This window comes from Tenacibaculum litopenaei (assembly GCF_964514025.1).
GTDB classification, from domain to species: domain Bacteria; phylum Bacteroidota; class Bacteroidia; order Flavobacteriales; family Flavobacteriaceae; genus Polaribacter; species Polaribacter litopenaei.
In genome coordinates this window covers 17,739-30,698 of sequence record NZ_CAZEQT010000003.1, presented here as the reverse complement: position 1 = coordinate 30,698, position 12,960 = coordinate 17,739, and the positions used below count along the sequence as shown (strand labels likewise).

The following is a 12,960-nucleotide window of genomic DNA, read 5'->3' as shown; positions in this document are numbered from 1 at the left end:
CCTGTTAATCTTCTTGATACATTCTCTTCTTATTGGTTCGTACTCTTTTTCACTTAAAGCGAGACTTATTAACAGCTACAAAATCACAACAGTTCTACTGTGGGTTTATCTTATACTATTTCTTAAATTAATTCCTATTTTCTTAGTCAAAGAGACTACTAGAAAGGATACTAGCTGGAACGGATATACTTTCAACTTGTAGACTTTTGTGCAAACTAAAAAATAGCGAGTGAAGAAATGAAATTGCGGTGCGGTAGCACAAGAGCATGGAATCTCGAAAACGAGCGGTACGCAGTAATTTCCTTGTTTGGACTTGATTTTTTGTTTCGTTTTGTATCTAAGACAAAATGAAAATAATAGTATTTAAACGAACTTTTTTTGTTAAGCAATACAAGTTATAAAACAAACAAAACCTCAACAGTTCTGCAGTGGCTTTGTTCTTGTTATTTTCAAAATTCAATTCTCAATTGCTTACTCATAACCGCCACTAGAAAGGATTCTAGCGGTAGGCCTGACATTCTATGTGCCATCAGAGCTAGGCTACCACATGTCATAAAAATCATTTCTATTCTTTTCATATTTCAAAAACTCATCATTATTAATACCTAATATTTTTGAGCTATAATTCCTATAATTTTCATTGAATCTCTCTTTAAAAAAATTAATTATTAAGTCGTGAGTTAATGGGTTCTCTAAGTCTTTAGTATTAAAGGTGGAGTATCTTTTTTTTGATTTAGGATATAGTCTCCTATATTCTTTATACTGCTTAAAAAAATATAAACTTAGATACTCAGCTAATTCATTCAAATAATTTTGAACATTATTGGCTTTAGTTTTACCAACATAATAATCTAGTATAACTTTATAAAAAACTTCTTTTGAATCCATCATTTCTATCTAATTCATTAATCAATGAAGTGATATTTAATTTTCACTTTTTTTTGTATTAAAATTGGTTTCTCAAATTTATTCCATCTAACCAAAGCAGCATCATAATTTCTAGCTACGAATTCGTGCCATAGTATACCTAACTCTTCGTTTAGCCCTTTTCTAGTATACCCAAACTTCTAAGCAGCACTATTACCTAATCAATTCGTTACAGTATTGTATACTTTGTGTCTGAGTCCAAAGGTATAGTAATTACAATACCTTATCAACTATCATAACCTCTTTTTTATCTTCATTTTATTGAATTACCACAGAAATTCTTCTAATAAAGTAACTTCTCCAATTCCGGCATTTTTCCGGGTAAATAACCTGCTAATTATATATTTATCAGTGGCTTTCTCATTACTCACAGACAGCACTGATTAACTAGCTTGCCTTGTTATCATAACCCCAGATAAAAATAATGTAGACTAATATTGATGTTAAAAGACTAACTATAAAATCTTGAAGCGTAAAACGCTTTTCTTCCACACATGTATAAACTCCATAAGCTAGAAACAATAAGAGCATGATTAGTTTTTTTCTTTTTCTTACTTTTTTTTTTATCATCTATTCCTTTTTGATATTCAACTATTTTTTGTGGGCATTATCGTAATATTCTTTTGAAATCACCCAATAACCCTTTTTTATTCTAAGATAAACAATACCGAAACACCTACTCTAAGGTGTTTTAAAAGGCTACTATTCCGAGACATTGCAAATCTAATTTTCATTCGAATAAAATAATAAGTACCCTTCTAATTTTGTCCGTAGCAGCTTTTATGTGACTTACATTATCATAACCTATTTTGGTTCAATACCTTTTATTTATCCTTACTATATTGACTAACATAACTACAGATAAAAACAAAATTATTATTAAAAATAAAATTGGAAAGAGTGCTGAAAATAAATCTAATTTAATCTTTGTTAATTCATAAAGAATGTACAGCAAGCTAATTACAGATAAAGAAAGAAAAAGAATATTCAAATATCTAATAAATGAACTACTATTTCTGTTAAAAAAAAACAATAAAACACCTGAAAGAAAAAAAAACGTAATAACACCTATTAATTTTATACCTTCAAAATCTTTCGTATTTATGTGATGACCTGAAGCTAGCCTAAGGATCAGATTTCCTATGGATGCTATAATTAGAGATATTGATAATGTCAATTTAATTGCCTTATTATTTACTATTTTCATAGTCTTTATTTTTTTGTTTTAAACATATTTAATTTTTAGGAAACACTTTGTCTGCTTCTTCTTTACTTATTCCTATCATATCGACTTTTACTACAGTTTTATCAAAATCTTTTAATAATCCAGATTCTTCAGATTTGAAGATACCATTCTTATTAAAAAACATACCCCTTACATTTTATTTTCAACTATTTTGATATGTTAATTTCCTCATTTTATTGAATGACCTCAGCAATTCTTTTATTTGAAGTAACTCCTCCAGTTCCAGCAATTTTTAAGTAAAAATACACAAAGTTTTCAAAGAACTAAGGTTGTATTCCTGTTAATCTTCTTAATACATTCTCTTCTTATTGGTTCGTACTCTTTTTCACTTAAAGCGAGACTTATTAACAGCTACAAAATCACAACAGCTCTACTGTGGGGTTATCTTCATTCTTTTGAATAATTAGCCACTAGAAAGGATTCTAGAGAGAGCAGACATATCTTCGGCGTTTAGGTTTATGAAGGTAAGTATTTGTGCAAACTAAGAAATAGCGAGTGAAGAAATGAAATTGCGGTGCGATAGCACAAGAGCATAGAATTTCGAAAACGAGCGGTGCGCAGTAATTTCCTTGTTTGGACTTGATTTTTTGTTTCGTTTTGTATCGAAGACAAAATGAAAATAATAGTATTTAAAAGTACTTTCATTCTTGTTAAGTAATACAAGTTATAAAACAAACAAAACCACAATATCCTTGCTGTGGTTATCTTATATTATTTTTTTAATTAATTCCTATTTCTTTAGTCATTATCACCAGAAAGGATTTTTAGCAGGAGCAGATATATCTTCGTTTTGTAAGCTTATGACGGTAAGCATCTGTGCAAACTAAGAAATAGCGCGTGAAGAAATGGAAATGTGGTTCGATAGCACAAGAGCATGGAATTTCGAAAACTAGTGGTACGCAGTAATTTCCTTGTTTGGACTTGATTTTTTGTTTCGTTTTGTATCGAAGACAAAATGAAAATTATAGTAATTAAAAGTACTTTTATTCTTGTTAAACAATACAAGTTATGATACAATCAAAATCACAACATCCCTGCTGTGGTTTTATCTTGGATGTTTTTACAATATATTCTTTACTTGTATACTCCTAACCATCACTAGCAAGGATTCTAACAGGGGCCATACTCCGACATCTATGTACCATCGGATGAACAGCTATAATTTAATAACCCCATAGCCTCATAATGACTGGGGTTAAACAAAGAATAAATAATAAGATTCTGTTATTTTTAATAAACTTTACTTTGGTTGCGAACCAAATCAACAAAATCAATTGAATTAATATCATAAAAATAGATACTACTAAAAGATATTTATCTGCGCTTCCCCCGGAACCAAAACTAAAAAAATGAATAAAAGTACCTATTATTTGTAAAGCAAAATACAAAACAACATTTACTAATACTACAATTATATTTATTAAATATTTCATTTCTATTCTTTTACCGTTACTGTCATTCTTAATTCTCTCATTGTATAAAAAAATCAGTTATCAATGCTTGGTTACTACTTTCTGCTAGGAAAATTAGGATATTGGTATATTTAAAGCATAAACATACTGTTAAGAAGTTCCCAAAACATCAGCAGTCAGATCAACGTTCACCTATCTACCTAAAGCAGCATTATAATTGCTAGCACCGAAGTCATGCCATTTTAATCCAAGTTCTTCATTAAGTTCTTTTCCATTATACCCAAACTTCTGCATCCTAGCATTCCCAAGGACCGATAGGAATTACTTTATCTCTAATATTTTTGAAATTTAATTTCTGTATTGCTTACTCATACTCGGTATTAGTCACAGATTAGCACTAGCCGTTACGTTGTTATACTAGGACGAACGGGGGAAGTAAATCTTGCGATAGCAGGAGTAAACGAGCACTAGCCGTGCAAGGTTGCTATATCCATGATAGTAGCAGATTAACGACTAAGTATAGAGCAAAAACTGCAATAACAAACTGTTTTTGAGTAACTTTTAACTTAAAAATTTGAATGATATACTCTGAAATAAAATAAGCTATTAATAAGATTACGAACTTTATTAATACATTTAATAATGTGTAATTTCCTTTTATTAACTCCGTAAAATTATTTTTTCCCTCCATTAAAAAATTATTTCCGTTTTAAATGCTTTAAATAAATCTTGGAATGAAGTTGGACCAACAGCCTTTCTGTCTCCATGAGAGTTTGAGGGTGTTTTCATCTTCTTCATTAATGAGCCATCTTTTTAATGCTCAACACCATAAATAATCATAATTACTACATCTAATCAACAATCGCAATCTATTTTTTATTCTTGTATTAATGAATAACCGCAGCAATTCTTCTATTTGAATCAACTCCTCTAGTTCCAGTAATTTTCAAGTAAAAATACATATAGTTTGCAAAGAACAAAGGAAACATTGTTGTTTATCTTCTAGCTTTAGAAATGAGAACTTTCCTAAAAACAAACAAAACCACAACAGTACTGCAATGGTTTCATCTTCATTACTATAAAATTCAATTTCTAATTACTTACTCATACTCGCCACTAGTTACAAACTGGCTAAGTATTTTCGGATTACCATTGACCAGCTCATACACATGAGCGAAGAAGTACACGAAGAAATTACCATTGTAGATAAATCCGAATCTGAACGCATCAATTTAATTCAACAGCTCGAAGATGAAGGTAAAAAAGCTGTATTTCGTATTATTGATAGTATGCTAAACAAAGTTCAAAGATTTCTTTAACAAAAATATTGCAACTCTTTAATTTATGGCGAGATTAATTACCTGTGAAGTTTGTCAAAAACAAATTAACTCTAGTGCTGAAAATTGCCCCGAATGCGGACACCCACATGAAAAGGACAGAACCGATGCCAAAAACTTTAGGCAAATTTTATGGATGCTAGGCTTTATGGTAGTATTTGCAATATTCTATAAAACAGGATTATTACAGCAAATCATTGATATGATTTTCAAAAAGCAACTTCTTTTCACCCTTTATTTTATAGTCATTACACCAATTTCTCCAAAAGAAAATTGCACAATTTAAATTCTTTTAAAAGCTATACGCAATATTATAAATTGTCTATTACTTTTTAATGAATATTTAATATGATTGATATTTGGAGGGGGAGAGATTTTGAGACTTTGTACAAGCAGTTTCGTGCAAAATCTGCAAAAGGCAAAATATTTATGATGCGAGATTATCAAAGCGGAGATACTACCATAGGTAAAGGAGCAATCATATTACTACACAGAACCAGTTTATTTATTCTAGGACTACTCACAGAGCTGTATCTCAAAGATAGTCGGTACATGATTGGAGATATAGGATTGCTCTTTTGTTTGGCACAAGAACGTAACAAGGAACTAAGCAAAAAACTGGAACAGCTAAGAGCTAAAAATATAGATAGAGCCAGGCTACGAAAAATGCAATTACGACACATTTTAAAAAGAAAACAAAAGAGCATAAAATCTCTTAAACCGCATACCAATACTCACAAGAAACAGAAGTAACAACCAAACCAGCAAACACAAACATAAAAACATAAAGCCCTACATTTCGCAAGGCTTTTGTGTTTAAACATAATATATCACCATTTCGAAGAGTGATTATTTATGCTATGGGCATAAATCTCTATATTTATTTTTATCAAAAATCTTATAAACATAAATATAACTATTCTCTTTATTACCCTCACTATAAATAGCTTTTACAGGAGTTTTACTTAAATAACCACATTCGTCTTCTGCTATTTCAATCTTCAATAATTCATTATTAAAAACTAATAGGTAATCAAAATTCTCAAAATCAAAAGCCTCATAATTTATGTAGTCTTTTAGCTTATAGAATGGTTTATGTTTCTGAGTAAAAATATGAATTAGTTGTTCTTTTTTATGTATTAGTTTAGGAGGATAGTCAAAGTTTTCTTTGATATCAATACTTTTTACAAACTCAAAACTAACTTCTGTGTCTTTATTACAACTAAACATAACACAACATATTATTAAAATTATTAATTTATTAATTTTCATAGTTTTATAATTTTGCCCCTGTAGGATATTTGATATTAGTTTTACGCTGTACTTGTTTTCCATTTTTAAAGAATTACCAAACTCCACCTTTAAGTGCTTGATATAATGGAATAGTAGCTTTACCCGTCGTCTCACTAATATTAGCTTTCCTATTACTCCCTCTCAGTGTTCCTACGCTCGTTTTACTAAAGCCTAAAGCTAAAGTTTCTTTTGAACCTTTCATAGGGTTTTGACTAGGGTTATTTGAATTACACGTATTTAAACACAGAGTTGTGTTTTCTAAATTTCCTTTAGGAGTTGGTAAATCTGAAACATTTGTTCCTGATGTTCCCGAAACATTCGTTTTTCCATTACCTGTAGAGACTATATATTCGCCGTTTTCAGAATCTAGATCTAGAGCTTGATTACTACCGTGTGCATCAATTACAATTTGTTCTGGACTGCCATCAATATCTCCCCAATCTTGAGAAAATTCAGCCTCCGTATTCGCATCAATTAAAGCAACTGCTCCCTCTCCATACTGTTCAAAAGCATCATCATATTGAGCCATTGCTTGCTTTGCCCCCATCTTTACCGTTTTCTTTAGGGTCATAGAAAATATAGACTTTTACAATCTTTCTTTGCTCGGCGGTTAATTCTTTTCCGTTTTTATCTCTCCAAGCTTCGGGAGCCATCCCATTAGGTTCTATAAACCTAATAGAATTATTAAACGCATAGTTATACGGCGGATGCCTGCGCATTTGTTCAGCAAGAGGGTCAACATTCATCCATCTACCAAGAGCTGGGTCATAATTTCTAGCACCGAAGTCATACCCTTCTATGCCTAATTCTTCGTTTAACTCTTTCCCATTAGCCTCAAACTTCAGAGCAACACTATTACCTAATGAATTCGTTACATTATTGTATACTTGGTATCTGAGTCCAAAGGTATAGTAATTACTTTATCTCATCAACAACCTAACCTGGTTTTCATCATTATATTGAGTGACCGCAGCAATTCTTCTATTTGGAGTAACTCCTCTAGTTCCAGCAATTTTTAAGTATAAATACACAAAGTTTTCAAAGAACAAAGGAAACATTGTTGTTTATCTTCTAGCTTTAGAAATGAGAACTTTCCTAAAAACAAACAAAACCACAACTCTCGTCGTGGCTTTATCTCCATTATTTTAATAATTTAATTTCTATTTACTTACTCAAAACGCTTTCTGATAAGTCAATTTTTAAACATTCTTCACAATTTAAAACCTGTTTGTTAAATATTTGCTCAGAAATAGCCTCAATACCTTCCGATGTAGAAGATAAATTAATTGAATCATCTCTTTTTATTTTAGTAAATATAGAAGTTCTATTGAAATTCAAAGATTTAACATAGATATAATTAGAATTATAATAGACAATTGTACAATTATCTATTAATGGATTATAACTACTATCGTGTATACCCATAGAAACTAAGCGAAAACCAGCTCGTTCGTCATTAGGGTCTTTTAATATCTTAAATTTTTCATCTATTTTTTGTATAACATTCCATTGACTATCATTCCATCCACATGAAATAGCAAACATTAAAATTATTAGTGTTAAATATTTTTTCATATTCATAAATTCTGTAATTATCTCTATTCTTTATCCAATAACAAGCGGTAAAGTTTACCTTAAAATTCATAATAACCTTTACGAGGAAGTTTCTCTGTCCAAATATATCTTTGATAAGTAGTAGTCATAGCTTTATTTCCATCTCCTCGCTCCTTATTTGAATCACTACCTAAATTATTGTCGGAGAAAGATGACATAGTTTTACTGTCATAAACAGAAACAGTAAAAGATTCCCCATCTCCATTAACTCTGACAGTAATAGCAATACTTCCAAGAACATGGACGGGTAAAATCCAGTTTCCTGGTTTATTCCAATTATCTTTCGCCCATTTTTTTATGTTACCTGGAGAATAACTACTCACAAATGTTTCCCCTGAGGATGCTTTCCCATCGGATATATTATTCAACAAACCTTGCGTAACTTTATCTTTGATTGGTTTCCAATTTTGAACACTATTCAAGGCACCTCCACCAACTATTACACTATTTTCATGTCCTTCCCCAAAAACAAAATCTGCTCCTATCTCAACTAAATAGTCTGGTTTAACCTTAACACCTACATTATTGTTCTTATTTCGATAACCACCATGAAGATTATCTGTAAAGTCCATTTCAGGATTTACTTTCAAAGTTTGTCCTGCGAATATTTTGCTCACATCTTCTACACAACTAAGCACTTATAAGTCAGTTATTTAAAAACCGTATTGTTTCGATATTTTAGTTAATGTTTCTCCTTTCTTCACCTGATGAGTTGTTGGGGCATCCGGTCCAACTGGTGCCATTCCATCAGGATCAATAAAATAAATCGGATTATTAAATGCATAGTTATATGTCGAATGCATACGCATCGATTCAGCAAGAGGATCAAGATTCATCCATCTACCATAAAGCAGCATCATAATTCCTAGCCCCGAAGTCGTGCCATTGTATGCCAAGTTCTTCGTTTAACTCTTTTCCATTAGCCTCAAACTTCTGAGCATCACTATTACCTAATGAATTCGTTACATTATTGTATACTTTGTATCTGAGTCCAAAGGTATAGTAATTACTTTATCTCATCAACTACCTAATCTGGTTTTTCCTCATTTTATTGAATGACCTCAGCAATTCTTTTATTTGAAGCAACTCCTCCAGTTCCGGCAATTTTCAAGTAAAAATACACATAGTTTTCAATGAACAAAGGAAACATTGTTGTTTATCTTCTAGCTTTAGAAATGAAAACTTTCTTAAAAACAAACAAAACCACAACAGTACTACAGTGGATTCATCTTTATTACTTTTAACTTTACTTCTCGCCATTATAAATGGCTTTAATAGTAGCGTTGTCTATTTAAAATTCCTTTAACTCATTACCATCACACTAAAACTAAATGTCTATATACCTGACTTAAAAAAATTTAACTCCCCCACCAAGAAAAATTAGTATTCTCTAATGGATCTAGATTTTTTCTTCGAGCAGAATCAAAACCGATCTCCTTAACTTTGGATAACCATTTCTTATAAGCTAAAAAAACTTGAGAAATTGATTCCTCATCAACTGTATATTCTTCTTTAGTATTATTATCTAATAATACAGGCATAGAAGAATAGTTAAATGGTTTCTCAAAGAAAATTTTATTAATCAAAAATAAGGACTCTACTTGAACAGAGTGCTTTTTAGATTTTCCAGTATAAATCTGAGAACTTAAATTATTATAACTTGAAAAAGGGCTAGAGCTAATTCTTGAATCTCCTTCAAAACTTAGTAATTCTTCGATCATTAATATTTTATCTTTATCAGAAAACTTTAAAAAATCAGTTGGTTGTAAAACTTGATTATTAGCTCCGGTAAAGTCAATTTTATAATGTTTATCATTATCTATACTTTTGAATATCGAACTTTTAAATTCTGATACTTCGAAAAAATTCTTTTCGTCTGAACATGAAAAAAGAACCATAAAACTTAAAACTATAAATCTAATCATTTTGGTCATCCTTAAAAATTTTAGTATTTGTTTTTTATCAGTAATTTTTCGTACACCATTTTTCTCAGTTCCAAAACTATTAATTTTCTTATTATCCAAAACACTATCATTAATTTTAAAAAAAAGAAATTAATATTTCCTTTGAACCCATTTCCAACATTAGTTCGAACGCTTCCCTCTGTTCCCCCCTCTATATACTACTTCTACAGACCTACCTTTTTTAGTAGTATTAACTCCTGCATTATCATCATAAATTCCATTGAATTTCTAACGGCTGAATGAACAACATTGCCCTTCCAATTCTTGAACTCAGTAATTTCAGCTATAACTTCAATACTCGTAGCTACATAATCATCATTTTCTAGAATGGTTTCTACTTGATTATTATTAATCCATATTTGATTAACTCCGAGGATGTTTCCAAGACAATCTGATACACAATCACATTTAGTAGTGTTTACAGATGAGTATTATCAGTATTATACCGTTTTTATCAACCTTCAATATTCTTTGAGTTACAGAGACTAGACTCAATGTCTCTACGACCGTTCCATTATCCACATAAATATTCCCTTTCTCATAAGTTCGATCAAGAATAATAAAAGTCGTTACCCCACTTTTAGCTGTAACTTAATCTACTAATTGTTCTCCAGTTCGCAACATACTACCACTAGAAGTAAAGACAATATTTCTATCAGGATCAATAAAACAAACCGGATTTAGTTTTCGAATACACACGCATTTCTTCAGCTAACGGGTCCACATTCATCCATCCACCTATAGCAGCATCATAATTACAAGCGACGTAGTCATGCCATTGGATATCTAGTTCTTCATTTAACTCATTCCCCATTATACCCAAACTTCTGCATCGTAGCATTCCCAAGGACGGATAGTAATTACTTTATCCAACCAACAACCTAAACTAGTTTTCCCACATTTTATTGAATAACCACAGCAATTCTTTTATTTGAATCAACTCCTCTAGTTGCAGCAATTTTCAAGTAAAAATACACATAGTTTTCAAAAACAAAGGAAATATTGTTGTTTATCTTCCAGCTTTAAAAACGAGAAACTTTCTTAAAAAATACGAAGCCTCAACAGCTCTCCTGTGGTTTTATCTTCATTCTTTTGAATAATTAGCCACTAGAAAGGATTCTAGAGAGAGCAGACATATCTTCGGCGTTTAGGTTTATGAAGGTAAGCATTTGTGCAAACTAAAAAATAGCGCGTGAAGAAATGAAATTGCGGTGCGGTAGCACAAGAGCATGGAATTTCGAAAACGAGCGGTACGCAGTAATTTCCTTGTTTGGACTTGATTTTTTGTTTCGTTTTGTATCGAAGACAAAATGAAAATTAGAGTAATTAAAAGTACTTTTATTGTTAAGCAATACAAGTTATGATACAAACAAAACTACAACAGTACTGCGTTGGTTTCATCTTTATTATTTCTTAAATTAATTCCTATTTCTTTAGTCATTACCATCAGAAAGAATTCCTAACAGGAACAGATATATCTTCAGCTTGTAGCCTTATGAAGGCAAGTATTTGTGCAAACTAAGAAATAGCGCGTGAAGAAATGGAATTGCGGTGCGATAGCACAAGAGCATGGAATCTCGAAAACGAGCGGTACGCAGTAATTTCCTTGTTTGAACTTGATTTTTTGTTTCGTTTTGTATCTAAGACAAAATGAAAATTAGAGTAATTAAAAGTACTTTTATTGTTAAGCAATACAAGTTATGATACAAACCAAACTACAACAGTACTGCATTGGTTTCATCTTTATTATTTCTTAAATTAATTCCTATTTCTTTAGTCATTACCATCAGAAAGAATTCCTAACAGGAACAGATATATCTTCAGCTTGTAGCCTTATGAAGACAAGTATTTGTGCAAACTAAGAAATAGCGAGTGAAGAAATGGAATTGCGGTGCGATAGTATAAAAGCATGGAATTTCGAAAACGAGCGGTACGCAGTAATTTCCTTGTTTGAACATGATTTTTTGTTTCGTTTTGTATCGAAGACAAAATAAAAATTATAATGTTTAAAAGTACTTTCATTCTTGTTAAGTAATACAAGTTATAAAACAAACAAAACCACAACAGTACTGCAGTGGTTTCATCTTTATTACTTTAAAATTCAATTTCTAATTGCTTACACTTGCTCAGTACTAGTTAAAAACTAGCACTATCAATTACGTTGATATACTAGTACCATATTGATGCTTTGATATGAGACTATAAAGCTAAAAAAGCATATTCTTAAAATATTAAAACAAAGCTACATAATTAAATATAACATTGTTTAATACTTATCTAAATCTCTGATTAAAAATCCAAGCTATCTAACTTTTATAACTTCAGCTTATTCATCCATTCTACTTGTCCCAATCATTTATATAAACTTTAAGTAATTTATATAAAACAACAATAGAAATACTGAAAGTTAAAGAATAAGCAAGTATTGCCATTTCAGACTTACCTCTATATTTCCCAAATACTAAAGAATCTAAATTGTACCATGATATAGTAAGTAAGACAAGAAGTAATAAAGAAAAAATTATAGTAGTTACTTTAAAAAGGTTATTCATTATGTTATTTTTTAATTGATATACATTTACACTATGTTCTCCACCAGTTCCATTATCATCACCCGGATCTACTAAATCTGAAATCTCAATGGATTTATCATTTAATTTAGGGGATTATATGGTGAAAATCGCTTCCATTGCTATCAAAACTCCCATTACCAAAAAAACTAAAAATTGCAACGCAAGGTACAACGGTTTTGGTAGTTTCTTGTTTATAGTATCTACTAATTTTAAGTTCACTATGCTAATTATCATACATACCTCCTTTTATTGTAAATGCCCCCGCATTAAATCCTGATGTTTTTATAGCCTGCCCTTCAGCCACAGAAACTTTTATAGAAAAACCTCCATTATCTTTAGCTTTAAAAACGAGAAACTTTCTTAAAAACAACAGAACCACAACATCTCTGATGTGACCTTATCTTATATTACTTTTAAAACCTAATTTCTAATCACTTATTCATTACCGCCACTAGCAAGAATTCTAGAGGGATTAGGGTATCTTTTAATCTGTAAGACTTATAAGGACTTATTCAGATAAGAAAAACCCACAAATTCGGATTTTGTTATTCTTAATACGAAGCTGCATTATTATAGCTATTATGGTTTATAATA

Annotated in this window: 12 protein-coding genes and 1 pseudogene; 3 read left to right on the top strand and 10 right to left on the bottom strand. The window is 30.8% G+C overall.

The genetic code is table 11. The annotated features are described in order from the left end of the window. Positions 1-540: 540 nt before the first annotated feature. Entirely contained in the window at positions 541-891 is a 351-nt protein-coding gene (locus ACKTS5_RS04725; RefSeq protein WP_408042695.1) for a hypothetical protein, read from the bottom strand. Positions 892-2,162: 1,271 nt separating this feature from the next. After that, positions 2,163-2,297, bottom strand: coding sequence for a hypothetical protein (locus ACKTS5_RS04720; protein ID WP_408042694.1), 135 nt, complete (start codon positions 2,295-2,297; stop codon positions 2,163-2,165). 2,457 nt (positions 2,298-4,754) lie between these two features. Here ACKTS5_RS04720 and ACKTS5_RS04715 point away from each other — a divergent pair. The 3 genes from ACKTS5_RS04715 to ACKTS5_RS04705 all read left to right on the top strand — a co-directional run bounded on the left by ACKTS5_RS04715 (position 4,755) and on the right by ACKTS5_RS04705 (position 5,675). After that, positions 4,755-4,904, top strand: coding sequence for a hypothetical protein (locus ACKTS5_RS04715; RefSeq protein WP_408042693.1), 150 nt, complete (start codon positions 4,755-4,757; stop codon positions 4,902-4,904). Positions 4,905-4,929: 25 nt separating this feature from the next. Beyond that, complete coding sequence (locus ACKTS5_RS04710; RefSeq protein ID WP_408042692.1) at positions 4,930-5,208, top strand: hypothetical protein; 279 nt, start codon at positions 4,930-4,932, stop codon at positions 5,206-5,208. A 62-nt stretch (positions 5,209-5,270) separates the two neighbouring features. Then, a complete protein-coding gene (locus ACKTS5_RS04705) occupies positions 5,271-5,675 on the top strand; it encodes a hypothetical protein (RefSeq protein ID WP_408042691.1) in 405 nt (134 codons plus the stop codon). A gap of 105 nt (positions 5,676-5,780) precedes the next feature. On the opposite strand, the gene ACKTS5_RS04700 is transcribed toward ACKTS5_RS04705, so the two are convergent. The 8 genes and pseudogenes from ACKTS5_RS04700 to ACKTS5_RS04665 all read right to left on the bottom strand — a co-directional run bounded on the left by ACKTS5_RS04700 (position 5,781) and on the right by ACKTS5_RS04665 (position 10,634). Then, complete coding sequence (locus ACKTS5_RS04700; RefSeq protein ID WP_408042690.1) at positions 5,781-6,194, bottom strand: hypothetical protein; 414 nt, start codon at positions 6,192-6,194, stop codon at positions 5,781-5,783. Between the two features lie 73 nt (positions 6,195-6,267). Then, positions 6,268-6,762 carry a hypothetical protein gene (locus tag ACKTS5_RS04695; RefSeq protein WP_408042689.1) on the bottom strand — a complete coding sequence of 165 codons (495 nt, stop codon included), beginning with the start codon at positions 6,760-6,762 and terminating at the stop codon, positions 6,268-6,270. Further along, positions 6,731-7,096: pseudogene (locus ACKTS5_RS04690) on the bottom strand (RHS repeat domain-containing protein); the annotation flags it as partial. The gene ACKTS5_RS04695 and the pseudogene ACKTS5_RS04690, both read right to left, overlap by 32 nt. A 283-nt stretch (positions 7,097-7,379) precedes the next feature. Continuing rightward, positions 7,380-7,790 carry a hypothetical protein gene (locus ACKTS5_RS04685; protein ID WP_408042688.1) on the bottom strand — a complete coding sequence of 137 codons (411 nt, stop codon included), beginning with the start codon at positions 7,788-7,790 and terminating at the stop codon, positions 7,380-7,382. Positions 7,791-7,849: 59 nt separating this feature from the next. Then, positions 7,850-8,401: a hypothetical protein gene (locus ACKTS5_RS04680; protein WP_408042687.1), complete on the bottom strand. Its 552-nt coding sequence runs from the start codon at positions 8,399-8,401 to the stop codon at positions 7,850-7,852. An 81-nt stretch (positions 8,402-8,482) separates the two neighbouring features. Next, entirely contained in the window at positions 8,483-8,725 is a 243-nt protein-coding gene (locus tag ACKTS5_RS04675; protein ID WP_408042686.1) for a LysM peptidoglycan-binding domain-containing protein, read from the bottom strand. A 462-nt stretch (positions 8,726-9,187) separates the two neighbouring features. Then, on the bottom strand, positions 9,188-9,853 hold the full coding sequence (locus ACKTS5_RS04670; RefSeq protein WP_408042685.1) for a hypothetical protein: 666 nt from the start codon (positions 9,851-9,853) through the stop codon (positions 9,188-9,190). A gap of 601 nt (positions 9,854-10,454) precedes the next feature. Continuing rightward, the gene (locus ACKTS5_RS04665; protein WP_408042684.1) at positions 10,455-10,634 is read right to left on the bottom strand and encodes a hypothetical protein; all 180 of its coding nucleotides are present in this window, start codon (positions 10,632-10,634) and stop codon (positions 10,455-10,457) included. Positions 10,635-12,960 lie beyond the last annotated feature (2,326 nt).